Raw genomic sequence first — 25,407 nt, 5'->3', positions numbered from 1 at the left:
TCGTGCCACGTCCCCAGGAGAACCACCATGTCCGCATCCCCCCGCGCCCTCGTGCGCGCCGCCGCCGGCTCCGCGCTGGCCGCCGCCCTCGTCCTCGGCTCCGCCGCCGCGACCTCCGCGCACGTCCGGGTCGTCCCCGAGACCACCGCCGCCGGCGGCTGGACCGTCCTGACGTTCCGCGTCCCCAACGAGTCGCCCACCTCCGCGACCACCCGGGTCACGGTCGACCTGCCGACCGGCACCCCGCTGACGTCCGTCTCGACGCAGCCGGTGCCCGGCTGGACCGCCACCGTCGAGCGCGGCGCGCTCCCCGAGCCGGTCGAGGTCGACGGCGCCACGATCACCGAGGCCCCGCTCAGCGTCACCTGGACCGCCGACGGCGCCGGCATCGGCGACGGCGAGTTCCAGCAGTTCGCGATCTCGGTCGGCCCGCTGCCCGCGGCCGGCACCGACCTGGTCCTGCCCGCGCACCAGGAGTACGCGGACGGCGAGGTCGTCGACTGGGACCAGGTCGCCGAGGGCGACGCCGAGCCCGACAACCCGGCGCCGGCCTTCACGACCACGGAGGCGGCGGCCGACGGGCACGGGGCGGCGGACGCCTCCGAGGACGCCGCCGAGGACGGCCCGGCGGAGGCGGCCCCGTCGTCGGACGAGGGCTCCGGCGCGCTGCCCGTCGTGCTCGGCGGCCTCGGCCTCGCGGCCGGCGTCGGCGCGCTCGTCGTCGCCCTGCTCGCCTGGCGCCGGGCCGCGGCGCGCTGACCCGCCCCGCACGCGCGACGCTCCCGCGACCGGCTCGGTCGCGGGGGCGTCGCCGTCGGACCGCGGGGGAGGGCTCAGCCCTCGACGGGGCGCTCCACGAGGTACGAGCGGCCGTCCGCGCCGACCACCCGCACGAACTCGGTGCGCAGCGCCTGGTCGCGCTCGCGGTCGGCGTCGGCGACCTCGCGGTCCGGAGCCAGAGGGTCACCGACCTGCGCCGGCCCGAACACGCTGAGCAGCGCCGCCTCGCGCCTGTCGTTCGCCCTGCCGATCTTGCCCATGGCCGCCGCCTCGTCCGTCGATGCTGAGTGCCCTCATCATATGCCCACGAACGAGGCGCGCTAGCATCGGTGACGTGACCCGTGCCGCCGCGCCCGTCCCCGCACCGGGCCCCGACGCGCCCGCGACCGACCCGCTCGCCGTCGAGGCGCAGGTCTGCCTCGCCATGTCCGCCGCGGCCCGGGCGCTCGTCGGGTTCTACCGCCCGCTGCTGGAGCCGCTCGGGCTCACCCACCCGCAGTACCTCGCGATGCTCGCGCTGTGGCAGCACGGCGACCTCACGCTGAAGGCGCTCGCCGGGCTGCTGCACCTCGAGCCCGCCACGACGTCGCCGCTGGTCCGCCGGCTGGAGGCGCTCGGGCTGGTCGAGCGTGCCCGCGACGGGGCCGACGAGCGGGCGCTGGCGATCCGGCTCACCGACGCGGGCCGCGCGCTGCGGGAGCGGGCGGTCGGCATCCCGGCCGCGATGGTCGAGGGGCTGCGGCTGGACCTGGGCCAGGTGGCGCAGGTGCGCAAGGCGGCGCAGCTGCTGCTGGCGGCGTGCGAGGACGCCGAGGCCCGGCGGGCCTGACCCGGTGCGGGGGCGCTCGCCGGGCTCAGCGCCCCAGCGCGTGCTCCACGGTGGTGCACGGGTCCCCGGTCTCGCGGTACTCGCACGCCGCGCGGCGCAGCAGCCGCCCGACCGTCGCGCGGTCCGCCGGGTCGAGCGCGCCGAAGACCGCGTCCTCCGCGACCGCCATCCGGTGCTCCAGCTCCGCGAGCAGCGCGTCGGCGTCCGGGGTCGGGTGCACGCGCCGCTGCCGGCGGTCGACCTCGGCCACCCGGCGCTCCACCAGGCCGGCTTGCTCCAGGTCGTCGATCAGGTACGTCATCACGGTGCGGTCGATGCCGAGGCTCGCGGCCAGCGCGGCCTGGCTCGGGTGCGCCCCGCGCACCACCTCGCGCAGCACCAGGAACCCGCGGAACCCGTGCGGCACCGCCTCGACCGCGGTCGTCATCGCGTGCTCGTACGCCCGCAGCAGCACGCCGAGCGACCACCCGAGGTCCGAGACCGGGTGCGTCGTCTGCTCGTCCGTCGCCGTCATGCCGGGAATCGTACGCCGAGGCCCGTGGTTGAGCCAATCATCTGTGGCACATACGATCGGGTCTGCCGACGGGTTCGTCGGCGGACCGAGACGAGGCGGACATGACGGACTACGGCCACGACCTGCTCTTCGGGTCGTTCATCACCCCGGGCAACGCGGCACCCGAGCGCGTCGTCGGGCTCGCGCAGATCTCCGAGCGGGTGGGGCTCGACCTCGCGACGTTCCAGGACCACCCGTACCAGCCGTCGTTCCTCGACACGTGGACCCTGCTGTCCTACGTCGCCGCCCGCACGGAGCACATCACCCTGGCGCCGAACGTCGCGAACCTTCCCCTGCGCCCGCCCGCCGTGCTCGCCCGCTCCGTCGCCAGCCTGGACCTGCTGTCCGGCGGCCGCGTCGAGCTCGGGCTCGGCGCGGGCGGCTTCTGGGACGCCATCGAGGCCATGGGCGGCCGCCGGCTCACGCCCGGCCAGGGCGTGGATGCGCTGCGCGAGGCGATCGCCGTCATCCGCGCCCTCTGGGACACCGGCGAGCGGGCCCGCGTGGACCTCCCCGGCGACTACTGGCCGCTCGCCGGCGCCAAGCGCGGCCCCGCGCCCGCGCACCCCGTCGGCATCTGGGTCGGCGCCTACAAGCCGCGCATGCTCCGCCTCACCGGGGAGCACGCCGACGGCTGGCTGCCGTCCCTGCCCTACCTCAGCAGCCTGCAGGACCTGGACGACGGCAACGCCCGCATCGACGACGCCGCGCAGGCGGCCGGGCGCGACCCGCGCGCCGTGCGCCGGCTGCTCAACGTCGGCGGGCAGCTGTCCGCCCGGCGCAGCCCGAACCTGCTCGCCGGCCCGCCCGAGCAGTGGGTCGAGCAGCTCGCCGTCCTCGCCCTCGAGCACGGCACCAGCGGCTTCATCGCCACCGGCGACGACCCGACGCTGCTCACCGTCCTCGGGCAGGAGATCGCGCCCGCCGTGCGTGAGCTGGTCGCCGCCGAGCGCGGCGGGTCCGCCGGGGTGGCACCCGCGGCGGTCGTGGCGGGGGAGGCGTGAGCGGCGTGGACCTCGGGCACCCCCTGCGGCTCGGCGTCCAGCTGACGCCCCGTGCGGCCGACCCGGGCGCCGCGGCGCGGCTCGCGCGGCGCGCCGAGGACCTCGGCCTGGACCTGGTGGTCGTCGCCGACGCGCCCGTCGGCGAGCCCGGGCTCGACGCGTGGACCGTCGTCGGGTCCGTCGCCGGCGCGACGGAGCGCGTCGACCTCGCGACCCGCGGCCTGCGGCTCGACGACCGGCCGCCGGCCGTGCTCGCCCGCGCCGTCGCGAGCCTGGACCTGCTGGCGGGCGGGCGCGTGACGCTCGGGCTCGCCGCCGACCCCGCCGACGGGACCGACCCCGACGAGGCGCTGGACGCGCTCGCCGAGGGCGTGGACGTCCTGCGCGGCGTGTGGGCCGCCGCGGAGCCCGGGCCGCTCGTGCACGAGGGCCGGCACCACCACGTCCCGGGCGCGCAGCGAGGCCCGGCCCCGGCGCACGACCTGGCGCTCTGGCTCGACGGGGGCGCGGACGTCGCCGGGTCCCGGGCGCTCGCGGCGCGGGTCGCCGACGGCTGGTGGCTGCCGGGCCTCGCCACGTCGGGCCGCGACGACGTGCTCCGCGAGCAGGCCGCGCTCGACGCCGACCTCGCCGCGGCGGGCCGGGACCCGCGCGAGGTGCGGCGCGGGCTCGTGCTCGACGCGGCGGCCGGGGCGGACGCGCTCGCGGCTCTCGTGCTCGACGCCGGGGTCGGCACGCTCGTCCTCGCGGTGGCCGACGAGGCCGCGCTGGCGGCGTTCGCCGCCGACGTCGCCCCGGCCCTGCGCGAGCGGGTCGCCGCCGAGCGCGCCGCCCGCGGCACCCGGGTCGGCACCGTGCGCCGCGCGGCCGTCCGGGCGGCGCGCGTGCCGGGCATCGACTACGACGCGGTCCCGGCGTCCCTGGTCGGCACCGCCGTCGAGCCCGGCGACGCGCGCTACGCCGCCGTCCGGTCCACCTACCTGCGCGGCGGCCGGCCCGGACTGGTCCTGCGGCCCGGCAGCACGGCCGAGGTGGTCGAGGCGCTGGCCTACGCCCGGGCGCAGGACGTCCCGCTCGCCGTGCGCAGCGGCGGCCACGGCATCAGCGGCCGGTCCACCAACGTGGGCGGGATCGTGCTGGACCTGTCCCGGATGCACGCGATCGAGGTGCTCGACGTCGCCACCCGCCGCGTCCGGATCCAGCCGGGCGCGCGCTGGGGCGAGGTCGCCGCGGCCCTGCACCCGTACGGCTGGGCGCTGACCTCCGGCGACTACGGCGGCGTCGGCGTGGGCGGTCTCGCCACCGCCGGCGGCATCGGGTTCCTCGTCCGCGCGCACGGCCTGACCCTCGACCACCTGCGCGCCGCCGAGGTGGTGCTCGCCGACGGCTCCGTGGTCCGGACGAGCGCCGACGAGCACCCCGACCTGTTCTGGGGCGTGCGCGGCGCCGGCGCGAACCTCGGGATCGTCACCTCCTTCGAGTTCGAGGTGGACGAGGTCGGCGACGTCGGCTTCGCCCAGCTCGTCCTCGACGCCACCGACACCGAGCAGTTCCTCGTCGACTACGGCGCGACCCTGGAGGCGGCCCCGCGGGACACCACGGCCTTCCTGATCATGGGCCCGCCCCGCGACGGGACGGTCGTCGCCCAGATCATGGCGATGGTCGACTCCGACGACCCGGAGACCATCGTCGAGCGGCTGACCCCGTTCGCCCGGATCGCGCCCCTGCTCCAGCAGCAGGTGCAGGTCGTGCCGTACCCGGCGGTCGTCTCCACCCCGCAGCGGCACTTCTCCGAGGGCGAGCCCGTCACGCGGACCGGGATGGCCGAGCACCTCACCCCGGAGCTCGCCGCCGACGCCGCCCGGCTCGTGCGCAGCGGCGCCACGCCGTTCTTCCAGATCCGGGCCGCCGGGGGAGCCGTGCACGACGTCCCGGCCGACGCCACGGCGTACGCCCACCGGTCGGCGAACTTCAGCATCGTGGCCATGGGCACCAGCCGGCGGCGGATCGACGCGATCTGGGACGCCATGGCGCACCACTTCGACGGGGCGTACCTGTCCTTCGAGACCGACCCCCGCCCCGAGCGGCTCGGGGACGTCTACCCGGGCGCGACCCTGGAGCGGCTGCGCGGGCTCAAGCGGCGGTACGACCCGGAGGACGTGTTCCGGCACAACTACTCGGTCGCCGAGCCGCCCGCCGTCGTGCTCTGACGCCGCCGCACCCGGCGCGGCGGCGTGCTCGCCTGCCGAGTGAGTACCCGACATGTCGAGCGCCTATCCGCGGGATGTCCACTCGACGTGTCGGTTGCACACTCGGCGTCGAGGTCGAGGTCGAGGTCGAGGTCGGTGTCGGCGGCCGGGTCGGCGGCGGGGCGCGGGTCGGGGTCGACCCCGAGAGGCCCCGGGGTCGCGCCTCCGTCGTGAGGAGGAGGCCGTGCGCCCCCAGGGGGACCCCGTACGCCCGACGTGGGACCCGAAGATACGGCGCAGGGCCGATCCGCCGGGCGGGGTCGGCTTGCCAGGATGGGACCCGTCAGCACGTCGAGGGCCGGGAACGAGGAGCAACGTCATGTCGCCGCAGGTGTGGATCGTCGTCGCCGGCCTCGTGGCCGTGATCGTCGTCGTCGGTCTGGGCGACCTGGTCACCCGTGCCCGGGACGCACGCCAGCGCGTGCGCCGCTGACCCGCCGCGGGCGGACGCCGGGAGGAGGGCCCGGCACCGCCCGCGAGGACGTGGCTCGCGCCACGCAGGACGACGCCCGCGCCCCCGGGGGGAGGCGCGGGCGTCGTCGCGTGCGGGGCTACTTGCCGATCTTGTCGTCGGCCTTCTTCTCGAGGTCGTCGATCTTGTCGGCGTTCCCGCCGCCCGACTTCTTCGCTGCGGTGTCCCCGGCCTTCTCGATGCCGGCGTCGCTCGCCTTCTCCGTGATGTCGTCCAGGCCCATGGCGCGGTCCTCTCCTCGGGATGTGCGGAGCGGGTCGCGGACGGCCCGCCTCCGCCAGTCTCGGACGGGGCGCTCGCGGGCGCGACCCGGGGGACGCGGGACGTGGTCAGCCGTCCGGACGACCCGCGGTGCACCGGCCGGGGTCGTCCCGCGCCGTCTAGCCCGGCGCGGTGACGAAGACGTCGAGGAGCTCCGGGTGGTGCGCGTGCACGAGGACGCCGAACACGACGAGGTCGAACAGCAGGTGGACGGCGACGACGTAGGGCAGCGAGGTGCTGCGCGCGAAGATCCACCCCTGCACCAGCGCGAACGGGACGGTGAGCAGCGGACCCCACTCCCGGTAGCCGAGCTCCCACAGGAACGACACGAACACGACGGACTGCAGCACGTTGGCGGTCCACAGCCCCAGGTGCTGCCGGAGCAGGGCGAACACGGTGCAGACGAAGAACAGCTCGTCCCAGATGCCCACCGCGTTGACGCCGACGAACAGCCGCGCGATGTCCTGCCCGCCGTCCAGGTCGGGCCAGTTCCGGTAGGCGCCGGACCCGATGAAGTAGAACGGCAGGACGAGGTACCCGACGACCACGACGACGGCCAGGTACGTCCACTGCCAGCGCGACCAGCGGCGCCCGGTGGCGACCGGGAACCGGATGGTCCGCTGCCCGAACACGTACCGGGACAGCGCCCAGGGCACGAGGACGGCGAGCGACAGGGCGACCGTGAACCGCGCCATGCCGGCGTCCGACAGGTCGGCCTTCAACGAGATCGCGGAGACGATGGCCATACCGGTGCCGACGAGGGCGAGGTCCCGCCCCAGCGCCCGGTCGACCGCGAGGCCGAGCGCGACGCCCGCGACCAGCGGCACGTACCCGAGCGGCCGGACGTGCACCGCGAAGATCAGCACGGCGGCCCCGCAGACGAGGGCGGCGGCGAGCAGGCGGGTCGGCGAGCCGATGTCCCACGGGCCTCGTGCGCTCGCCGCGGCGGCGCCGCGCGCGGCGCTCGGAGGGGTCGCGGGCGTGGCCGCGGCGGAGGGGGTCACGTCGGCACAGTGCCACGGCGCGCCCGGGGCGGCGAGGCGAGCAGGCCCGTCAGCGCCGCGGGGGTTCGCCGAGCGCGGCGGCGAGGACGGAACGCAGGGCGTCCACCTCACCCGGCGCCGCGGCCCGCTTCGGCAGCGGGAGGACGGACGTGCGCCGCCCGCGGGGGAGGGTGAGCAGGAACTGGTGCTCGGTCTCCCGGACACCGGTGAACGCGGACCACCGGTACGTCGAGGAGATGTCGCCGACGGCCAGGCGCACGCCCTCGGCGGGCACGACGTCGGCGACGTGCTCGGCCCGCAGCCGCGGATTCCGGCGCCACGACAGGCGCGCCGCGAGCCGGTGGAGCGGGAGCACGACGAGCACCACCGGCACGACGACGAACGGCAGCGCGGACCCGACGGGCAGCCCGAGCGCCCAGAGCCCCGCTCCGACCGCCAGGACGCCGGCGAGCAGGCGGACGTCCCGGCCCCGGTTGAGGCGCCGCAGGACGCGGAGCGCGTCCGCCAGCTCCGCCCGCTCGGGCCGCCACGCCAGCCGCAGCACGGGCAGGGCGGTCGCTCCGGGCACGGCGCCTCCTCGGTGGTCGACGGGGCGTCGCCCCCGGGCGCGAGTGTGGCGGTACCTGGCGACCCGCGGTGCGCGAACCCTGCCGAGGTCACCCGGACGGCCGCGGGCGGTCGCCCGGACGGTCCCGGGAGGTCACCCCGACGGCCGCGCGCGAGCACGGCGGCGTCGCCCGTCCGGGCGTCCGGCCGGCCGGTCACGTGCCCCGTCCCAGGTGACGGCGCCGGAACCCTCACATCGGACCGGGTCGCAGCCGATCGGAGGACCGGGTGGCATGCGCTTCCCCGGCGCCGCGCCGCGCCGCCCGCACGACCCCGCCCCGGAAGGACCCCCTGTGCTGCGACCGACCCGGATCCTGCTGCGCGACGGCGCGACCCGCGCCCTGCTGCGTGCGGTCGACCTGCGGGGCCACACGGTCCGCATCGAGGGCACCGGGGGGAGCCTGCGCGTCGAGGACGCGACCACGGAGACGTTGCTGGTCGACGCGCCGATGGCGCGGCTGGAGCTGATCGACGGCGAGTCGATCCACTACGAGGGCGCCGGACGGGTGCTCGACCAGCGGGAGCTGCGGCACCTGCGGATCACCCTGGAGTTCGCGGAGCCGGCGACCCGGTCGCTGCCGCGCGCGCCGCGCTGACCCGCCGGGCGCGGTCGGGGGCGCCCCGGCGGCGGGGGATGATCTCCGGGTGATGCGTCTCGGGGTCGTCGGTGCGGGTGCCATGGTGGCGGAGTTCCTGGAGAGCGCGGCGCCGCGCGTCCCGGGCCTGGAGGTCGTGGGGCTGCTGGCCCGGACGGGCTCGCTGGACCGGGCGCGCGGGCTGGCCGCGCGCACCGGGGTCGCGCTCGTGACCGACAGCCTGGACGCGCTGTGCGCCGCCGGGATCGACACGCTGTACGTGGCCGTGCCGAACGCCGCGCACGTCGCGTACGCCCGAGAGGGCCTGGAGCGCGGGCTGCACGTGGTGGTCGAGAAGCCGATGACGAGCACGGTCGACGAGGCGCTGGCGCTCCGCGCGCTCGCCGCGGAGCGCGGCCGGTTCCTGTTCGAGGCGATCACCACGATCCACCTGGCCGCGTTCCGGCAGGTGCGGGACTGGCTGCCGCGGATCGGCGACGTGAAGCTGGTGCAGAGCCAGTACAGCCAGTACTCGCGGCGCTACGACGCGTTCCGCGCGGGCGAGGTGCCGCCGGCGTTCGACCCGCAGCAGTCCGGTGGCGCGCTGATGGACCTCGGCCTGTACAACCTGCACTTCGTCCTGGGGCTGTTCGGCGAGCCGGAGCACGCGGCGTACACCCCGAACGTGCAGCGCGGGATCGACACCAGCGGCGTGCTGGTGCTGCGCTACCCGGGGTTCGTCGCCACCTGCACGCAGGCGAAGGACTCGGCCGGGCCGCAGGGCGGGCTGATCCAGGGCACCGCGGGCCGGATCACCACCTCGGCGTCGCCCAACCTGGTCGGCGCGGTGACGCTCGAGCTGGCCGACGGCACCGTGGAGACCGTCGACGACGGCCTGGCGGGGGACCGGCTCGCGACGGAGTTCCGGGCGTTCGTCCGGGCGGTCGAGGAGGACGACCGGGCGTCGGCCGCGGCGTGGCTGGACGGCAGCGTGGCGGTCAGCCGGGTGCAGACCGCGGCGCGGCTGGCGGCGGGGATCCGGTTCCCGGCGGACGGCTGACGCGCCCGGCCCGGACGACCGGGGCCCCGGGGGACGACGAAGGCCCGGTCCCTGTCGGGCCGGGCCTTCGTGCTGGTGCCCTCGATAGGATTCGAACCTACGACCTTCTGCTCCGGAGGCAGACGCTCTATCCACTGAGCTACGAGGGCGGGGTACCGCCGCACGCCCACCGGCGAACCAGCGGCGCGGTGCACGAGACTACCAGGCTCTCAGTCCTCCCCGAGCAGCCCCGACAGGTACACGCTGGTCTCGTCCACGGCGCGCACGTCGTCGCCCGCCGCGATCGCCTCGACCAGGCCGTCGTGGTTGTCGCCGTCCTGCAGGACCTGCGCGAAGTTGAACCGGATGTTGTCCGTGATCGCGTCGATCAGGTTCTCGTACAGCGACAGCAGCACGGGGTTGCGCGCGGCCCGGGCGATGGCCCGGTGCAGCGCCAGGTCGGCGGCGACCATCCGGTCCAGCGCGCCGGAGCGGTACGCCTCCGCGCGCTGGTCGCGCAGGCCGGTGATCGTCGCCACGTCGGTGGTGGTGCGGCGGCGCGCGGCGAGGCGGGCGGCCTCCACCTCCAGGCTGCGGCGCACCTCGATGACGTCGCGCTGCCGGGCGTCGGCGATCTGCCGGCTCATGCTGACCGCGAGCTCCGAGGTGGACAGCACGTAGGTGCCCGAGCCCTGCCGGCGCTCGACGAGCCCGGCGTGCACCAGGGACTGGACCGCCTCCCGGACCGTGTTGCGGCCGACGCCGAGCAGCTCGACCAGGGCGGGCTCCGGCGGGATGCGGGTGCCGACCGGCCAGTCGCCGGAGGTGATGCGCGCTCGGAGCTGCGCCACCGTCGCGTCGATGAGTCCGGTGCGTCGCGTCATGCGGAGTAGTCTCCCTGGTCAGTTGTGCCGCGATTCAACACGACCGGGGCACCCGTCCGCCAGCGCCCGCCGACGCGCGCAGTCTCCCGTGCAGAACCGAGGCCGCATGTCGTCCACCACCCCGCCCGCCGGCACCGTCGCGCCCTGGCGAGGCCGCCGCGTCGTGCTGCTCGGCGTCGTGCTGGTCGCGCTGAACCTGCGGATCGCGGTCGCCTCGGTGTCGCCGATCCTCGACCTGGTGCGCGCGGACGTGGCGCTGTCGCCGACCGAGGCGGGCCTGCTCGGCACCATCCCGGTGGCGTCGTTCGCGGCGTTCGGCTCCCTGACCCCGGTGCTGGCCCGCCGGGTCGGCCTGGAGCCGCTGCTGGTGGCGGCGATGCTGCTGTCCGTGACCGGCGAGGTCGTCCGGTCCGCGTCGACGTCGGCCGCGGGGTTCCTCGGCTGGTCCGTGATCGCGCTGGCCGGCATGGGCATGGGCAACGTGCTGCTGCCCCCGGTGGTGAAGCGGTACTTCCCGGACCGGATCGGCGTGGTGACGTCGATCTACTCGGTGACCATGTCGTTCAGCACGGCGCTGCCGGCGCTGCTCGCCCTGCCGGTGGCGGAGCGGCTCGGCTGGCGGACGGCGCTGTCGGTGTGGGCGGTCGTCGGGGTGCTGGCGGCGGTGCCGTGGGTCGTGGTGGTCGTCCGGTCCGCCGCGGCGCGGACGCACCTGTCCGGGCTGCTGCGCCGGGCACCCGCGACGACGCCCGCGCTGACCTCGCGGCACCGGTCCGGCGGCCGGGTGTGGCGCAGCCCGCTCGCGTGGGGCATGGCGGTCACGTTCGCGATGAACTCGCTCGACTCCTACGTCATGTTCGCCTGGCTGCCGCAGATCCTGGTCGACGGCGGCACGTCGCAGCACGCGGCCGGGGTGTGGCTGTCGGTGTTCGCGATCCTCGGGCTGCCGCCCGCGCTGGTCGCGCCGATCGCCGCGGCCCGGATGCGGAACCCGATCGGTCTGGTCGTGGTGTTCGTGACGTGCTGGGCGGTGTCGTACGTCGGGCTGCTGGTCGCCCCGGGCGGGCCGGTCTGGCTCTGGGTGCTGCTGGGCGGCATCGGGCCGGGTGCGTTCCCGGTGCTGCTCGCCCTGATCAACCTGCGCACGCGCACCTCCGCCGGCGCCGCCTCGCTGTCCGGGTTCACGCAGGGCGTCGGGTACGCCATCGCCGGGACCGGTCCGCTGCTCGTCGGCGCGCTGTACGACGCGACGGGCACGTGGACCGCCGCGCTGCTGTTCCTGCTCGGGACGCTGGTGGTGCTGCTCGGCGCGGCGACCGTGGCCTGCCGGCCGGTGATGCTGGAGGACACCTGGGGGCCGCGCCGGCCGCGGACCGGACCGGGGGAGCCCCCCGCGGAGCCCGCCTGACGGGTTCGGGGCAGCCCCGGCGCGTCGCTACGCTTGTCCGGTGACCCCCGCTGAGCTCTCCGAGTCCCTGCGCGCCGCCCTCGCGGGCGCCGTCGCCGACGGGACCTTCGCCCTGGACGCCGCCGACCTGCCCGCCACCGTGCACGTGGAGCGACCCCGCCAGCGCGAGCACGGCGACTGGGCCACCAACATCGCGCTGCAGCTCGCGAAGAAGGCCGGGACCAACCCGCGCGCCTTCGCCGAGGAGCTCGCGCGCCGGCTCGCGGACGCCCCGGGCGTCGCGAAGGTCGACGTGGCCGGCCCCGGCTTCCTCAACATCACGCTGGACGCGGCCGCGGCGGGCGAGCTCGCGCGCTCGGTCGTCGAGGCCGGCACCGCCTACGGCCGCAACGAGACGCTCGCCGGCGAGTCGATCAACCTGGAGTTCGTCTCCGCGAACCCGACCGGCCCGATCCACATCGGCGGCGTGCGCTGGGCCGCGGTCGGCGACAGCCTCGCGCGGGTGCTCGAGGCGTCCGGCGCGCGCGTCGGCCGGGAGTACTACTTCAACGACCACGGCGCGCAGATCGACCGGTTCGCCCGCTCGCTGCTCGCCCGGGCGAAGGGCGAGGAGGCGCCGGAGGACGGCTACGGCGGCCAGTACATCGCCGACATCGCCGACGCCGTGATCGCCCAGGCCGCCGCGGCCGGCGAGCCCGACCCGCGCACGCTGCCCGACGCCGAGGCGCAGGAGGCGTTCCGCGCGCGCGGCGTCGACCTGATGTTCGCGGAGATCAAGCAGGCGCTGCACGACTTCGGCGTCGACTTCGACGTGTACTTCCACGAGGACACGCTGCACGAGACCGGCGCCGTCGACCGCGCCGTGGCCCGGCTGCGCGAGAACGGCCACATCTTCGAGGCGGACGGCGCCACCTGGCTGCGCACCACCGACTTCGGCGACGACAAGGACCGGGTCATCATCAAGTCCGACGGGGACGCCGCGTACATCGCGGGCGACCTCGCGTACTACCTGGACAAGCGCGAGCGCGGCTTCGACCGCGTGATCATCATGCTCGGCGCCGACCACCACGGGTACATCGGCCGGATGATGGCCATGTGCGCCGCGTTCGGCGACACCCCGGGCGTCAACCTGGAGATCCTCATCGGGCAGATGGTCAACCTGCTCAAGGACGGCCAGCCGATGCGGATGAGCAAGCGGGCGGGCACCGTCGTCACGCTGGAGGACCTGGTGGACGCCGTCGGCGTCGACGCAGCCCGGTACTCGCTGGCGCGGTCGTCCGCGGACTCGTCGATCGACCTCGACCTGGACCTGCTCGCGAGCGCGAAGAACGAGAACCCGGTGTTCTACGTGCAGTACGCGCACGCCCGCACCTGCGCGGTCGGCCGGAACGCCGCCGACGCGGGGGTGCGCCGGGAGGACGGCTTCGACGCGTCGCTGCTCGACCACCCGACGGAGTCGGCACTGCTGGGCAAGATCGCCGAGCTGCCGCGGATCGTCGCCCAGGCGGCCGAGCTGCGCGAGCCGCACCGCGTCGCCCGGTACCTGGAGGAGCTCGCCGGGGCGTACCACAAGTGGTACGACCAGCGCCGCGTCCTGCCGTTCGGCGACGAGCAGGTGTCCGACGTGCACCGGACCCGCCTGTGGCTCAACGACGCCACCCGGCAGGTGCTCGCGAACGGCCTGACCCTGCTCGGCGTGAGCGCCCCGGAGCGCATGTGACCGGCGACCCGTCCGCCGCGCCGGCCCCGCTCGGCCTGCCCTGGCCCGCCTCCGCGGGCCGCGGCGCCGACGGGGCCGTGCGCGTCGCGGGGGTCGACCTGCGCGACCTCGCCGCCGAGCAGGGCACGCCGGCCTACGTCCTGGACGAGGCCGACTTCCGGGCCCGGGCGCGCGCGCTGCGCACCGCCTTCGAGACCGCGTTCGCCGAGGTCGGTGCCGGTGTCGACGTCTACTACGCGGGCAAGGCGTTCCTGTCGGTCGCGGTCGCCCGCTGGGCGCACGAGGAGGGGCTGCGGGTCGACACCTCGACCGGCGGCGAGCTCGCCGTCGCGCTCCGGGCGGGCGTGCCGGGCGTCGACCTCGGGCTGCACGGCAACAACAAGTCCGACGCCGAGATCGCCCGCGCGCTGGACGCGGGCGTCGGGCGGATCATCGTCGACTCCCTCGGCGAGGTCGAGCGCGTCGCCGCGGCGGTCCGCGCCCGCAGCGCCGGCGCGGAGCCGGCCCCCGTCATGGTGCGTGTGACCACCGGCGTGCACGCCGGCGGTCACGAGTACATCTCCACCGCGCACGAGGACCAGAAGTTCGGCCTCTCGGTCGCGACGCCCGCCGACGGCGGGGAGAGCCCGGCGCTGACCGCGCTGCAGCTCGTGCTGCGGCACCCCGAGCTGCGGCTGCTGGGCATCCACTCGCACATCGGGTCGCAGATCCTCGACCCCGCCGGGTTCGCGGTGGCGGCGCAGTCCGTCCTCGGGCTTCGCGCGGAGCTGGCCGGGCGCACCGGGTACCTGGTGCCGGAGGTCGACCTCGGCGGCGGGTTCGGCATCGCCTACCTGCCCGGCGAGGTCCCGCTCGACGTCGACCGGATCGCGAAGGAGATCGCCGCGGCGGTCGACGCGACCTGCACGTCCCTCGGGACGCCGCTGCCCCGGCTGTCGTTCGAGCCCGGCCGGGCGATCGTCGGCCCCACCACCCTCACGCTGTACACCGTGGGCACCGTGAAGCCCGTGTCCCTCGACGAGGGGCGGTCGCGGCTGTACGTGTCGGTCGACGGCGGGATGAGCGACAACATCCGGCCCGCCCTGTACGGCGCGCACTATCACGCGGCCGTCGTGTCCCGGCAGGGCGCCGCCGAGACCGTGCTCGCGCGGGTGGTCGGCAAGCACTGCGAGAGCGGCGACATCGTCGTGCACGAGGTGCAGCTGCCGGCCGACGTGGCGGCGGGCGACCTGCTCGCGGTCGCGGCCACCGGCGCGTACGGGCGGTCGATGGCGTCGAACTACAACCACGTGCCGCGGCCTCCGGTGGTGGCGGTGCGCGACGGCGCCACCCGGGTGCTGGTGCGGCGCGAGACCGAGGACGACCTGCTGGCGCTCGACCTGGGCTGACCGCTCGCCCGGAGGTGCTGCGTAGGTGGCGAACCCCGGGTTGGGTGCTCCGCGCCGTCGATAGCTTCTGCTATCGGAGGTGGTCACCGATGGTCGACACGGACACGGGCCCGGACCAGGAGCACGGCGGGACGACAGCGGTCGAGGCGGCGTTCGGCGCGTACCTCGGGGAGACGGCGGCGCGAGCCGACCGGCTGCGGGCGGAGGCGGCGCGCGCGCTCGTGCTCGCCGCCCGGCAGGCGGCGGACCTCGGCTGGAGCCAGCGGCGGATCGCCGCGGCGCTCGGTCGCAGCCAGCCGGAGGTGGCGCGCCTGCTGCGGCGGGTGGACCTCGTCCCGCCGGCCGCGGAGGTGGTGGTCGGCGGGGCGCCCGGGGACGGGCACGGCGGGGCGCCGCCGGAGGACGGGCCGGGTCCGCAGGCCGAGTCGATGCTCAGCCGGGTGCTGGGGCGGCAGCGCGACGCGATCGTCGCGACGGCGGAGCGGCACGGGATGTCCAACGTCCGGGTCTTCGGGTCGGTCGCCCGTGGGGAGGACGGGCCGGAGTCGGACGTGGACCTGCTCGTCGACCTGGCACCGAAGGTGAGCCTGTTCGACCTGGGTCGTGCGCAGGCGGCGCTCGAACGCATCTTGGAGCGACCGGTGGACCTGGTGCCCGCCCGGATGCTCAAGCCCCGGGTCGCCGCCACGGTTCAGGCGCTGCCGCTGTGAAGCGCACGCCGGCAGATCTGGTGGGTGAGGCGGTCGAGCACGTCGATGCCGTGCGGCAGCACGTCGATCGTCTCGGTCTGGACGACCCGGCAGGGTTCGACGCGGCGTGCCTGCGGCTGGCTGCCGCGATCGACTGCCTCGCGGGCCTGCCCGCCGCGATGCGCGACGAGATCTGCGGCGGCGACTGGTTCTCGGTCCGCTCCACGCGGAACCGGATCGTGCACGGGTACTTCGCCGTCGAGTCGGACGTGGTCCGGGAGGCTGTCGCCCGCGACCTCGTGCCGCTGCGCGCTCGCCTGCTGGCCGCGGCCGAGGCGATCGGCACGACCACCTGACGCGTCCGGCCGCAACGGCCCGCCGGACCGCCACGCCCACGGTGTGGATACCGGGCCGCCCGCCGATGGGGTCCCCCTATCCTGTGGTCCGGTCGAGCGCCCCTGCGCCCGGCCTCACCCCAGCAGGCCCGGAGACGACCGGGCGTGATCGGAAGGTGCACGCGGTGACCGCACGCGACGAGCCCGTCAGCCCCACCTCGCCCGCCCCGGGCGCGACCGACCGCCCCGCGGTGCGCGTCGCGCTGCTCGGCTGCGGCGTCGTCGGCACGGAGGTCGTCCGGCTGCTCACGACGCAGGCGTCCGACCTCGCCGCACGGGTCGGCGCGCCGCTGGAGCTGGTGGGCGTGGCCGTGCGCGACGTCGAGGCGCCCCGCGACCCGGTCGTGGACCGCGCGCTGCTGACCGCCGACGCCGAGGGCCTGGTCGCCAAGGCCGACGTCGTGGTCGAGGTCGTCGGCGGCATCGAGCCGGCCCGCGGGCTGTTGCTGCGCGCGATCGAGCACGGGGCCGCGGTGGTCACCGCGAACAAGGCGCTGCTCGCCGAGGACGGCCCGACGCTCTACCAGGCCGCGGACGCCGCCGGGGTGGACCTGTACTTCGAGGCCGCCGTCGCCGGCGCGATCCCGCTGGTGCGCCCGGTGCGCGAGTCGCTGACCGGCGACCGCGTGCACCGCGTGCTCGGCATCGTCAACGGCACGACCAACTACGTGCTGGACCGGATGGCGACCGAGGGGCTGGACCTGGCGGACGCCGTGGCCGAGGCGCAGGCCCTCGGGTACGCGGAGGCCGACCCGACGGCTGACGTCGAGGGCTTCGACGCCGCCGCGAAGGCCGCGATCCTGGCCTCGCTCGCGTTCCACACCCGGGTGTCGATCGACGACGTCGACCGCCAGGGCATCATGCAGGTGACGGCGGACGACGTGGCCTGGGCCGCGCGCACGGGGCACGTCATCAAGCTGCTCGCGATCGCCGACCGCCGGACGGCCGAGGACGGCGCCGAGGGCGTGCAGGTGCGGGTGCACCCGGCACTGGTGCCGGTCGCGCACCCGCTCGCGGGCGTGCGCGGCGCGTTCAACGCGGTGTTCGTGGAGGCGGAGGCCGCCGGCGAGCTCATGTTCTACGGCCGCGGCGCGGGCGGTGCCCCGACGGCCAGCGCGGTGCTCGGCGACGTCGTGTCGGCCGCGCGGCACCGGGTGCACGGCGGGCGCGGCCCCGCCGAGTCCTGGTACGCCGCGCTGCCGGTGCTGCCCGCCGAGTCGGCGCGCACCCGCTACCAGGTGCGGCTCGACGTCGACGACCGGCCGGGCGTGCTCGCGCACGTCTCCGCGGTGCTCGCGGAGCACGGCGTGTCCATCGAGGCCGTCCGGCAGTCGCCCGCCGACGCCGCGCCCGTGGACCCCGCCGTCGACGGCGACGACGCCCCCGGGGTGGCCCGTCTGGTCATCACCACGCACGAGGCGCCGGAGGCCGCGCTGGCCGCCACCGTCGCCGCGATCCGCGACCTCGCCTCCGTGCGCGAGGTCGTGTCCGTCCTGCGAGTCGAGGGAGCCTGATGGCACACCAGTGGCGCGGCGTGATCCGCGAGTACGCCGACCGCCTGCCGGCGCACGTCCAGCAGCGCGTCGTCACGCTGGGCGAGGGCGGCACGCCGCTCGTCGAGGCGCCCGCGCTGTCGCGGCTGACCGGCGCCGAGGTGTTCGTGAAGGTCGAGGGCATGAACCCGACCGGCTCGTTCAAGGACCGCGGGATGACCACGGCGATGTCCGCGGCCGCGGGCCGGGGTGCCAAGGCAGTCGTCTGCGCGTCGACCGGCAACACGTCGGCTTCCGCCGCCGCCTACGCCACCGCCGCCGGCATGGTGTGCGCGGTCCTCGTGCCGGACGGCAAGATCGCGATGGGCAAGCTGAGCCAGGCGGTCGCGCACGGGGCGACGCTGCTGCAGGTCGACGGCAACTTCGACGACTGCCTGATCGCCGCCCGCAAGCTCGCCGAGGCGTACCCGGTCGAGCTGGTGAACTCCGTGAACCCGGACCGCATCGAGGGTCAGAAGACCGGCGCGTTCGAGATCGTGGACGCGCTCGGCGACGCCCCCGACATCCACGCGCTGCCCGTGGGCAACGCCGGCAACATCACCGCGTACTGGAAGGGCTTCCGCGAGTACGCGGGCCTGGACGCGGGCGCGGACCTCGACCCGGTCGCGACGCACACCCCCGCCATGTGGGGCTTCCAGGCGGCCGGCGCCGCGCCGATCGTGCACGGCTACCCGATCACGGAGCCGGAGACGATCGCGACGGCCATCCGCATCGGCAACCCGGCGTCCTGGACCCAGGCCGAGGCGGCGCGGGACCTGTCCGGTGGGCTGATCGAGGCCGTGACGGACGACGAGATCCTGCACGCGCACCGGGTGCTGTCCTCCCAGGTCGGCGTGTTCGTCGAGCCGGCGTCCGCCGCGGGCGTGGCGGGCATCCTCCGGCTCGCGCAGGAGGGCCGCGTGCCCGCCGGTGCGCGCATCGTCGTGACCGTCACCGGCCACGGCCTCAAGGACCCGCAGTGGGCGCTGCGCACCGCGGACGGCACGGAGGTCGAGACCACCCGGGTGCGCCCCGACGTGGTGGAGATCGCCGCCGCGCTCGGCCTCGGCTGAGGCCCGCCGTGCGACTGGGAGCCGACCGGGCGCGGGTGCGCGTCCCGGCGACGAGCGCCAACCTCGGCCCGGGCTTCGACGCGCTGGGCCTGGCGCTCGCGCTGCACGACGAGGTCGAGGTGCGCGCGCTCGGCTCGGCCGACGTGGTGGTGGACGTCGTGGGGGAGGGCGCCGAGGAGGTGCCGTCCGGCGACGACCACCTCGTCGTCCGCGCGCTGCGGCACGCGCTCGACCACGTCGGCGCGCCGCAGACCGGCCTGCACCTGACCTGCCGCAACCGGATCCCGCACGGCCGGGGTCTCGGGTCGTCGGCGGGTGCGGTGGTCGCGGGGCTGCTGGCCGCGCGGGCGCTGGTCGCGGAGCCGGAGTCGCTGGACGACGACGTGGTGCTGCGCCTGGCGACGGAGCTCGAGGGGCACCCGGACAACGCGGCGCCGGCGCTGCTCGGCGGCGCGACGGTCGCGTGGTCCCAGGGCCCCGACGGCGCCGTCCGCGCGGCGCGGCTCGCGGTGCACCCGGACGTCGCGCCGGTCGCGGTCGTGCCGTCGAGCCGGCTGTCGACGTCGCACGCGCGCGGCGTGCTCCCGGCGCAGGTGCCGCACGGCGACGCCGCGTTCCAGGCGGGTCGCGCGGCGCTGCTGGTCGAGGCGCTCGGCCGACGGCCGGACCTGCTGCTGCCGGCGACCGAGGACCGGCTGCACCAGGGCTACCGCCGCCCGGTGATGGCCGAGAGCCTGGCCCTCGTGGACGCGCTGCGCGCGCGGGGCGTCGCGGCGGTCGTCTCGGGCGCGGGGCCGACGGTGCTCGCGCTCGCGCGCGCGGTCGGCGGACCGCTCGCGGACGGCGGGCGGCCGACCGACGCGGACGCCGCGTTGCAGCAGGTGTTCGGCGGGGTGATGGGCGGCTGGCGCATCGTCCCGCTCGCGATCGACACCGCGGGTGCGGAGGCCCGGAGGCTGCCGTGATCGGCGTGCCCCGGTGATATGATCGGCACCGTTCCCCGGGTCTCGTCCTGACATCCGCTCAGCCTTTTTCCGGTGCAGCGTCGCTCAGGAGATCAGGACCCGGGAACGATCCAGCCCACGCGAGTCGACGCGATCGGCGCGACCCGTGCGGCTTCACCGACGCGCCGGCCCCGAGATCGGGCCGGACGCGGACCGCGCGCCCCGACCGTGGGCGGCGGTCCCCGACGAGGGGGAAGGGTCCTTCGTGACAGACACCATCGAGCCGGCCGTGAGCAGCGCCTCCGGCGGCTCCGCCCGTGGTGGCGCCGTGTCCGCCATGCGCATGCCGGAGCTGCAGGCCCTGGCGGCCGAGCTCGGCGTGACCGGGACCTCCCGGATGCGCAAGAGCGACCTGGTCGACGCCATCCAGGCCAAGCGCGTCGGCGGCGGCGAGCGCCCCGCGGGCCGCACCCGCCGTGCGGCGACGCGCGACGCGGGCCGGCCGGCCGCCGCGCCGGCCGCCGACACGAGCGCCCCGGCGCCGGCCGCCGAGACCAGCGCCCCGGCGCCGGCCGCCGAGACCGCCGCCCCCGCGGGCGCCACGGCCCCCGCGGCCGAGGGCGGGTCCCGCGGGCAGCGCCGCCGTCCGGCGCGTGCCGAGGCCGACACCGCCGCCGAGGCCCCCGACGCCCGCGGCCGCACGGTCGACGTGCTCGCCGGCCTCGAGGCCGTCGAGCGCTCGCTCGACTCCCGCCAGCAGGCCGACGACCGCGCCGCCCGCGCGGCCGACGCCGTGGGCACCGTCACCGGCGAGCGCCGTTCCCGCCGCGCGGGCCGCGGCGCCGGTGCGCCGACGGTCGACGTGACGCTCCCCGAGGGCCCGACCTCCGCGGGCGACCGCGGCGAGCGCGGCGACCGGGCCGAGCGCCGCGAGCAGCCGGACGGCCAGCGCCAGCGCCAGCAGCAGGACCCGCAGCGCCAGGCCGGCACGAACCCGGCCGAGCAGCAGCCGCAGGACGCCGGCCAGGACGACGACGAGCGCGGCGGCCGTCGCCGGCGCTCGCGCGACCGGTACCGCGACCGCGACGGCCGCAAGCGCGGCCGCGGCCAGCGGGGCGGCGTGGGCGACCTGCCGTACGAGGAGGTCGAGATCGCCGAGGACGACGTGCTCGTCCCGGTCGCCGGCATCCTCGACGTGCTGGACTCCTACGCGTTCGTCCGCACCAGCGGCTACCTGCCCGGCCCGAACGACGTGTACCTGCCGCTCGCGCAGGTCCGCAAGGCCGGCCTGCGCCGCGGCGACGCCATCACCGGTGCCGTGCGCGCGCCCCGCGAGGGCGAGCAGCAGGCCCAGGGCGGGGCGGGCCGGCCGAACAAGGCCAACGCGCTCGTGCGGCTGGACACGGTCAACGGGATGGCGCCTGAGCAGGCGCGCACCCGCCCCGAGTTCACCAAGCTCACCCCGCTGTACCCGCAGGACCGGCTGCGCCTCGAGAACGAGAGCAACCACCTGACGCCGCGGGTCATCGACATCGTCGCCCCGATCGGCAAGGGCCAGCGCGGCCTCATCGTCGCGCCGCCCAAGGCCGGCAAGACGATCATCATGCAGCAGATCGCCAACGCGATCACCGCGAACAACCCCGAGGTCCACCTCATGGTCGTGCTCGTCGACGAGCGCCCCGAGGAGGTCACGGACATGGAGCGGACCGTGAAGGGCGAGGTCATCGCCTCGACGTTCGACCGCCCCGCGTCGGACCACACGATGGTCGCGGAGCTCGCGATCGAGCGCGCCAAGCGCCTGGTCGAGCTGGGCCAGGACGTCGTCGTGCTGCTGGACTCGCTGACCCGCCTGTCGCGGGCGTACAACCTGGCGGCCCCGGCCTCCGGGCGCATCCTGTCCGGCGGCGTGGACGCCTCGGCGCTCTACCCGCCCAAGCGGTTCTTCGGCGCCGCGCGCAACATCGAGCACGGCGGCTCGCTCACGATCCTCGCCTCGGCGCTGGTGGAGACCGGCTCCAAGATGGACGAGGTCATCTTCGAGGAGTTCAAGGGCACCGGGAACATGGAGCTCCGGCTCTCCCGGTCGCTCGCGGACAAGCGGATCTTCCCGGCGGTCGACGTCAACGCGTCGGGCACCCGCCGCGAGGAGATCCTCATCGCTCCGGACGAGCTCAAGATCATCTGGAAGCTCCGCCGCGTCATGGGCGCGCTGGACCAGCAGCAGGCGATCGAGCTCCTGCTCGGCAAGCTCCGCGACACCAAGAGCAACGTCGAGTTCCTGCTCCAGGTGCAGAAGACGACCCCGTCGCAGAACGGCCACGGCCACCACGACGAGTCGCAGAACCGCGCGATCGTCTGACGCCATCGCCCACAACGGGGCGGCACCCCCCTCGGGGGTGCCGCCCCGTCGCGTTCCCTGCGCCTCCCCACGCCAACGCGGGTGCGCGCGTCAGCGCGGGGCGCGGGTCGCGGACCGGCGGGCGGTGATCGCCTGCTCGTACCAGGCGAGGGTCTGCGCGGTGATCTCGCCCGCGTCGAACCGCTGCGCCGCCGCGCGCTGCGGGGCCCGCGCCGCGGCCCGGGCGGCGGGGTCGTCCACCCAGCGCGCGAGCGTGCGTGCGAAGGCGGCGGTGTCCCGCGGGTTGACGAGCTGGTCCTCGAGGCCGGCCATCGGCGTGCGGTAGCCGGGGTTGTCGCCGGCCAGCACCACGCCGCCGGCGTCGGCCAGCGCCTCGACGACGGACATGCCGAAGCTCTCGCCGCCGGTCGAGGGCAGGGCGACCACGTCGGCGTCCGCGAGCAGCCCGGCCTTGTCCTCCTCGGCGACGAAGCCGGGGAAGTCGACCCGGTCGGCGATCCCGGCGGCGCGGGCGCGGTCGCGCAGCTCGTCGAGCAGCGGGCCGCGGCCGGCGAGCGTGAGCGTCCACGGGCGGGTGGCCGGCATCGCGGCGACCGCGGCGAGCAGCTCGCGGGGGCCCTTGCGCTCGACGAGCCGGCCGAGGAACACGATCCGCACCGGCCGGTCCTCGCCGCCGGGGGAGGGCGCCGCCGGGGTGCCCAGCTCGACCGGTCCTCCGATGATCGGCACGTCCCGGCCGTACGCCTCCCGCACCGACTCCCGCGCGGCCTCGGACAGCGCGCTGATCGCGTCGAACCGGCGCAGCCGCGGGCGCTCGAGGAGCCCGAGCGCGCGGATGCCCCACCGGGTGAGCCGGTCCTGCGGGTAGATGACGAACTGCCCGACGACGGCGGTCCGCGGCGACGCCGCCGACACGACCCGGCCGGCGAGCAGCGGGCTGTACGGCATGGTGACGTGCAGGACGTCGAACGGGACCTCGGCGAGCAGCCGGCGGACGTCGGCGCGCCGCGCGGGCAGCGGGCTGCGCAGCCGGTTGCCGTTGAACCGGACCGAGACGGTGCGGCCGAGCACGTGCAGGTTCGGCAGGTCGGTGCGCTCGGTGGTGGAGGTGACGTAGTGCACCTCGTGGCCCAGCGCGGCCAGCCGGCGGCCGAGCGTGAGCACGATCTGCTGCACCCCGTCCGGCTTGTCGAGGCCGTCGTCGATCACCAGGCCGATGCGGAGCATGGGTGCCATCGTAGGGGCGCCGCGGAGGCGGACCGGTGCCTCCTGGCGGCGCCGCCGGTCAGGACGGCTCGTGCACGCCGTCCGCGCTCAGGGTGCGGTCGCCGCAGGTGATGGCCCGGGCGGTCTCCTGCGCGGCCCCGGTGTCCGCGGCCACCTCGTCGGAGGCCCCGGCGGACGCGACCGTCCCGTCGACGTGGATCAGCGTGCGGGTGACGGTGTCGTCGACGAGGTTCAGCCCGACGAGGTCGAGGGTGCCGTCGCCGTCGAGGTCGACGCAGCCGACGCCGGTGCCCTGGCCGGCGAAGCCCTGGTCGAACTGCCACGGTGCCCCGCGGGTGTCGGTGGCGTCGACCAGCGCGCAGTCCTGCACGACGAGCAGGTCCGCGACCCGGTTGTCGGAGACGAGCACCATCGCGGGCTCGGCGGGGTCGGGCCGGAGCGCGAACGCGGTGGCGCCGGCCGGTCCGGCGAGGTCGACGGGGTGGGTCAGCGTCGCCCCGGCGGCGGTGGAGACGCCGACGGTGCGGGTGCCGCCGTCGTCGGCGAGCCACAGTCGGTCGGGCTCGCCGTCGCCGTCGAGGTCGATCGTGTCGACCGTCGCGGCCGTGGCGGGTGCGACCCCGCCGGTGCCGGTGCAGCCCTCGGCGGCGGGGGCGCTGGGCGCGGGCGTCCCGGTGGGCGTCGACGCCGCAGGCGCGGAGGACGCGGCGGCGGAGGTCGCGTCCCCGGCGGCGGTGTCGTCGCCGCCCCCGGCGCCGCAGGCGGACAGCAGCAGCGTGGCGGCGGCCAGGACGGACAGGGTCAGCGGGGCGCGTCGGGTGCTCATCGCCCCCGACGCTAGGACCGCGCGGGCGCGATCGCGACCGCCGGGAAGATTTCCGCCCCGCCCGCTGTTCTGGCAGACTGTCCCGTCGGTCTGCGGTTCACGTGCGCGGCACGCGCGCACGACCCGGAGGCCCAACCCGAGGAGAACACCTGTGAAGACTGACATCCACCCCGAGTACGTGGTGACCCAGGTGACCTGCACCTGTGGCAACACGTTCACCACGCGCTCCACCGAGACCTCCGGCGAGATCCGCGCCGACGTCTGCAGCGCCTGCCACCCGTTCTACACGGGCAAGCAGAAGATCCTCGACACCGGTGGCCGCGTGGCCCGGTTCGAGGCGCGCTACGGCAAGCGCCCGGCGAACTAGCCGTCCTGACGCCGGTGCGCGGCGGTCCTTCGAGGACCGCCGGGCACCGGCGTCTTCGCATGTCCGGGGCCGGGTCCGCCGTCCCCGCGCCCCGCTCCCCAGGAGACCCCCGCGATGACCGACCCGTTCGCGGCCGCCCGCCCGCTGCTCGACGAGCACGCGCGGATCGAGCAGCAGCTCGCCGACCCGGCGGTGCACGCCGACCAGGCGCTCGCCCGCACCCTCGGGCGGCGGTACGCCGAGCTCGGCCGGGTCGCGCAGGCGCACGGCGCGTGGCGGGCCGCCGCCGAGGACCTCGCGGACGCCCGCGAGCTCGCGGAGTCCGACGACGCGTTCGCCGCCGAGCTGCCGTCGCTGGCGGAGGCCGAGGAGCACGCCGCGGAGAAGCTGCGCCGCGTGCTGGTCCCGCGCGACCCCGACGACGCCCGCGACGTGATTCTGGAGATCAAGGCCGGCGAGGGCGGCGAGGAGTCGGCGCTGTTCGCCGGCGACCTGCTGCGCATGTACCTGCGGTACGCCGAGCGCCGGGGCTGGAAGGCCGAGACGCTCGAGTCCACCGAGTCCGACCTCGGCGGCTACAAGGACGTGCAGGTCGCGATCAAGGCGCGCGGCGCCGTCACCGACCCGGCCGACGGCGTCTGGGCCAGCCTGAAGTACGAGGGCGGCGTGCACCGCGTGCAGCGGGTGCCGGTCACGGAGTCGCAGGGCCGGATCCACACCTCGGCCGCGGGCGTGCTCGTGTTCCCCGAGGTGGAGGACGAGGGCGAGGTCGACATCGACCCCAACGACCTGCGGATCGACGTGTACCGGTCGTCCGGGCCCGGCGGGCAGTCGGTGAACACGACGGACTCGGCGGTGCGGATCACCCACCTGCCCACCGGCATCGTCGTGTCGATGCAGAACGAGAAGTCGCAGCTGCAGAACCGCGAGCAGGCCATGCGCGTGCTGCGCGCCCGGCTGCTGGCGGCGCGCCAGGAGGAGGCCGCCGCGGCCGCGAGCGAGGCCCGCCGGTCGCAGGTGCGCACCGTCGACCGCTCGGAGCGGATCCGCACGTACAACTTCCCGGAGAACCGGATCGCGGACCACCGCACCGGCTACAAGGCGTACAACCTGGACGCGGTGCTCGACGGCGACCTGCAGCCGGTCGTGCAGTCGGCCGTCGACGCCGACGAGGCCGCGCGCCTGGCCGCCGCGGGGGAGCGGTGACCGCCCCCGGCGCCGGC

At 76.2% G+C, this 25,407-nt stretch carries 25 protein-coding genes and 1 tRNA gene; 17 read left to right on the top strand and 9 right to left on the bottom strand.

What is annotated here, in order from left to right; translation table 11 throughout:
* Window positions 1-27 precede the first annotated feature (27 nt).
* The gene (locus tag G6556_RS02580; protein WP_166938345.1) at window positions 28-759 is read left to right on the top strand and encodes a YcnI family protein; all 732 of its coding nucleotides are present in this window, start codon (window positions 28-30) and stop codon (window positions 757-759) included.
* A gap of 74 nt (window positions 760-833) precedes the next feature.
* Here G6556_RS02580 and G6556_RS02575 read toward each other — a convergent pair whose 3' ends face one another.
* Window positions 834-1,040, bottom strand: a complete 207-nt coding sequence (locus G6556_RS02575; protein WP_166938343.1) for a hypothetical protein — start codon at window positions 1,038-1,040, stop codon at window positions 834-836.
* A gap of 164 nt (window positions 1,041-1,204) precedes the next feature.
* Between G6556_RS02575 and G6556_RS02570 the strand changes: the two genes are divergently transcribed.
* Window positions 1,205-1,609 carry a MarR family transcriptional regulator gene (locus G6556_RS02570; protein WP_240933524.1) on the top strand — a complete coding sequence of 135 codons (405 nt, stop codon included), beginning with the start codon at window positions 1,205-1,207 and terminating at the stop codon, window positions 1,607-1,609.
* A 25-nt stretch (window positions 1,610-1,634) separates the two neighbouring features.
* Here the strand turns inward: G6556_RS02570 and G6556_RS02565 are convergent, their stop codons facing one another.
* Window positions 1,635-2,123 carry a MarR family transcriptional regulator gene (locus tag G6556_RS02565; protein WP_166938339.1) on the bottom strand — a complete coding sequence of 163 codons (489 nt, stop codon included), beginning with the start codon at window positions 2,121-2,123 and terminating at the stop codon, window positions 1,635-1,637.
* Window positions 2,124-2,224: 101 nt separating this feature from the next.
* Here G6556_RS02565 and G6556_RS02560 point away from each other — a divergent pair, with 101 nt between their 5' ends.
* Both G6556_RS02560 and G6556_RS02555 read left to right on the top strand, forming a co-directional pair.
* Window positions 2,225-3,166, top strand: a complete 942-nt coding sequence (locus G6556_RS02560; protein ID WP_166938337.1) for an LLM class flavin-dependent oxidoreductase — start codon at window positions 2,225-2,227, stop codon at window positions 3,164-3,166.
* A complete protein-coding gene (locus G6556_RS02555; RefSeq protein ID WP_346774680.1) occupies window positions 3,163-5,376 on the top strand; it encodes an LLM class flavin-dependent oxidoreductase in 2,214 nt (737 codons plus the stop codon). The genes G6556_RS02560 and G6556_RS02555 overlap by 4 nt, the downstream gene beginning before the upstream one ends.
* A gap of 590 nt (window positions 5,377-5,966) precedes the next feature.
* Here the strand turns inward: G6556_RS02555 and G6556_RS02550 are convergent.
* From G6556_RS02550 to G6556_RS20110, 3 genes are all read right to left on the bottom strand, one after another.
* Window positions 5,967-6,110 carry a hypothetical protein gene (locus tag G6556_RS02550; RefSeq protein ID WP_166938335.1) on the bottom strand — a complete coding sequence of 48 codons (144 nt, stop codon included), beginning with the start codon at window positions 6,108-6,110 and terminating at the stop codon, window positions 5,967-5,969.
* 157 nt (window positions 6,111-6,267) lie between these two features.
* Entirely contained in the window at window positions 6,268-7,065 is a 798-nt protein-coding gene (locus tag G6556_RS02545; RefSeq protein WP_166938365.1) for a CPBP family intramembrane glutamic endopeptidase, read from the bottom strand.
* Between the two features lie 136 nt (window positions 7,066-7,201).
* A complete protein-coding gene (locus G6556_RS20110) occupies window positions 7,202-7,720 on the bottom strand; it encodes a YcxB family protein (protein WP_166938333.1) in 519 nt (172 codons plus the stop codon).
* Window positions 7,721-8,051: 331 nt separating this feature from the next.
* Here G6556_RS20110 and G6556_RS02535 point away from each other — a divergent pair, with 331 nt between their 5' ends.
* Complete coding sequence (locus tag G6556_RS02535; RefSeq protein WP_166938331.1) at window positions 8,052-8,354, top strand: hypothetical protein; 303 nt, start codon at window positions 8,052-8,054, stop codon at window positions 8,352-8,354.
* Window positions 8,355-8,406: 52 nt separating this feature from the next.
* Entirely contained in the window at window positions 8,407-9,393 is a 987-nt protein-coding gene (locus G6556_RS02530) for a Gfo/Idh/MocA family oxidoreductase (protein ID WP_166938329.1), read from the top strand.
* 73 nt (window positions 9,394-9,466) lie between these two features.
* Here G6556_RS02530 and G6556_RS02525 read toward each other — a convergent pair.
* A tRNA-Arg gene (locus tag G6556_RS02525) sits at window positions 9,467-9,542 on the bottom strand.
* A 60-nt stretch (window positions 9,543-9,602) separates the two neighbouring features.
* Window positions 9,603-10,256, bottom strand: coding sequence for an FCD domain-containing protein (locus G6556_RS02520; RefSeq protein WP_166938327.1), 654 nt, complete (start codon window positions 10,254-10,256; stop codon window positions 9,603-9,605).
* Window positions 10,257-10,362: 106 nt separating this feature from the next.
* Between G6556_RS02520 and G6556_RS02515 the strand changes: the two genes are divergently transcribed.
* The 9 genes from G6556_RS02515 (at window position 10,363) to rho (ending at window position 21,764) form a co-directional block, all read left to right on the top strand.
* Window positions 10,363-11,664 carry an MFS transporter gene (locus tag G6556_RS02515; RefSeq protein WP_166938325.1) on the top strand — a complete coding sequence of 434 codons (1,302 nt, stop codon included), beginning with the start codon at window positions 10,363-10,365 and terminating at the stop codon, window positions 11,662-11,664.
* A 40-nt stretch (window positions 11,665-11,704) separates the two neighbouring features.
* The gene (argS, locus tag G6556_RS02510) at window positions 11,705-13,384 is read left to right on the top strand and encodes an arginine--tRNA ligase (RefSeq protein ID WP_166938323.1); all 1,680 of its coding nucleotides are present in this window, start codon (window positions 11,705-11,707) and stop codon (window positions 13,382-13,384) included.
* Between the two features lie 35 nt (window positions 13,385-13,419).
* Window positions 13,420-14,772, top strand: a complete 1,353-nt coding sequence (gene lysA, locus G6556_RS02505) for a diaminopimelate decarboxylase (protein WP_205692922.1) — start codon at window positions 13,420-13,422, stop codon at window positions 14,770-14,772.
* Between the two features lie 89 nt (window positions 14,773-14,861).
* Window positions 14,862-15,482: a nucleotidyltransferase family protein gene (locus tag G6556_RS19300; protein ID WP_166938319.1), complete on the top strand. Its 621-nt coding sequence runs from the start codon at window positions 14,862-14,864 to the stop codon at window positions 15,480-15,482.
* The gene (locus G6556_RS19295; RefSeq protein ID WP_166938317.1) at window positions 15,479-15,817 is read left to right on the top strand and encodes a HepT-like ribonuclease domain-containing protein; all 339 of its coding nucleotides are present in this window, start codon (window positions 15,479-15,481) and stop codon (window positions 15,815-15,817) included. Before G6556_RS19300 ends, G6556_RS19295 begins: the two co-directional genes overlap by 4 nt.
* 230 nt (window positions 15,818-16,047) lie before the next feature.
* Complete coding sequence (locus G6556_RS02490) at window positions 16,048-17,370, top strand: homoserine dehydrogenase (protein WP_346774681.1); 1,323 nt, start codon at window positions 16,048-16,050, stop codon at window positions 17,368-17,370.
* A complete protein-coding gene (gene thrC / locus G6556_RS02485; protein WP_166938314.1) occupies window positions 17,370-18,461 on the top strand; it encodes a threonine synthase in 1,092 nt (363 codons plus the stop codon). The genes G6556_RS02490 and thrC overlap by 1 nt, the downstream gene beginning before the upstream one ends.
* An 8-nt stretch (window positions 18,462-18,469) precedes the next feature.
* Complete coding sequence (thrB, locus tag G6556_RS02480) at window positions 18,470-19,426, top strand: homoserine kinase (protein WP_166938312.1); 957 nt, start codon at window positions 18,470-18,472, stop codon at window positions 19,424-19,426.
* Window positions 19,427-19,670: 244 nt separating this feature from the next.
* The gene (rho, locus tag G6556_RS02475) at window positions 19,671-21,764 is read left to right on the top strand and encodes a transcription termination factor Rho (protein WP_166938310.1); all 2,094 of its coding nucleotides are present in this window, start codon (window positions 19,671-19,673) and stop codon (window positions 21,762-21,764) included.
* 90 nt (window positions 21,765-21,854) lie between these two features.
* On the opposite strand, the gene G6556_RS02470 is transcribed toward rho, so the two are convergent.
* The gene (locus G6556_RS02470; RefSeq protein WP_240933518.1) at window positions 21,855-22,991 is read right to left on the bottom strand and encodes a glycosyltransferase family 4 protein; all 1,137 of its coding nucleotides are present in this window, start codon (window positions 22,989-22,991) and stop codon (window positions 21,855-21,857) included.
* Between the two features lie 58 nt (window positions 22,992-23,049).
* Window positions 23,050-23,817, bottom strand: coding sequence for a hypothetical protein (locus G6556_RS02465; protein WP_166938306.1), 768 nt, complete (start codon window positions 23,815-23,817; stop codon window positions 23,050-23,052).
* Between the two features lie 151 nt (window positions 23,818-23,968).
* Between G6556_RS02465 and rpmE the strand changes: the two genes are divergently transcribed.
* Together rpmE and prfA are read left to right on the top strand one after the other, a co-directional pair.
* Window positions 23,969-24,184, top strand: a complete 216-nt coding sequence (gene rpmE, locus G6556_RS02460) for a 50S ribosomal protein L31 (RefSeq protein ID WP_147795949.1) — start codon at window positions 23,969-23,971, stop codon at window positions 24,182-24,184.
* Between the two features lie 114 nt (window positions 24,185-24,298).
* Window positions 24,299-25,390: a peptide chain release factor 1 gene (gene prfA, locus G6556_RS02455; protein ID WP_166938304.1), complete on the top strand. Its 1,092-nt coding sequence runs from the start codon at window positions 24,299-24,301 to the stop codon at window positions 25,388-25,390.
* Window positions 25,391-25,407: the final 17 nt, after the last annotated feature.

It is taken from the genome of Cellulomonas sp. IC4_254, assembly GCF_011603975.1.
Taxonomy (GTDB): domain Bacteria; phylum Actinomycetota; class Actinomycetes; order Actinomycetales; family Cellulomonadaceae; genus Cellulomonas.
Note: the sequence above shows the minus strand (reverse complement) of the source record. Positions and strands in the feature narration are given on the sequence as shown.

Coding starts and splice junctions, on each gene's coding strand:
- G6556_RS02580 (WP_166938345.1), top strand. CDS start 28: ATGTCCGCATCCCCCCGCGCCCTCGTGCGCGCCGCCGCCGGCTCCGCG.
- G6556_RS02570 (WP_240933524.1), top strand. CDS start 1,205: ATGTCCGCCGCGGCCCGGGCGCTCGTCGGGTTCTACCGCCCGCTGCTG.
- G6556_RS02550 (WP_166938335.1), bottom strand. CDS start 6,110: ATGGGCCTGGACGACATCACGGAGAAGGCGAGCGACGCCGGCATCGAG.
- G6556_RS02565 (WP_166938339.1), bottom strand. CDS start 2,123: ATGACGGCGACGGACGAGCAGACGACGCACCCGGTCTCGGACCTCGGG.
- G6556_RS02470 (WP_240933518.1), bottom strand. CDS start 22,991: ATGCTCCGCATCGGCCTGGTGATCGACGACGGCCTCGACAAGCCGGAC.
- G6556_RS02530 (WP_166938329.1), top strand. CDS start 8,407: ATGCGTCTCGGGGTCGTCGGTGCGGGTGCCATGGTGGCGGAGTTCCTG.
- G6556_RS19300 (WP_166938319.1), top strand. CDS start 14,862: ATGGTCGACACGGACACGGGCCCGGACCAGGAGCACGGCGGGACGACA.
- G6556_RS02575 (WP_166938343.1), bottom strand. CDS start 1,040: ATGGGCAAGATCGGCAGGGCGAACGACAGGCGCGAGGCGGCGCTGCTC.
- prfA (WP_166938304.1), top strand. CDS start 24,299: ATGACCGACCCGTTCGCGGCCGCCCGCCCGCTGCTCGACGAGCACGCG.
- G6556_RS02520 (WP_166938327.1), bottom strand. CDS start 10,256: ATGACGCGACGCACCGGACTCATCGACGCGACGGTGGCGCAGCTCCGA.
- G6556_RS02560 (WP_166938337.1), top strand. CDS start 2,225: ATGACGGACTACGGCCACGACCTGCTCTTCGGGTCGTTCATCACCCCG.
- thrC (WP_166938314.1), top strand. CDS start 17,370: ATGGCACACCAGTGGCGCGGCGTGATCCGCGAGTACGCCGACCGCCTG.
- G6556_RS02465 (WP_166938306.1), bottom strand. CDS start 23,817: ATGAGCACCCGACGCGCCCCGCTGACCCTGTCCGTCCTGGCCGCCGCC.
- G6556_RS02515 (WP_166938325.1), top strand. CDS start 10,363: ATGTCGTCCACCACCCCGCCCGCCGGCACCGTCGCGCCCTGGCGAGGC.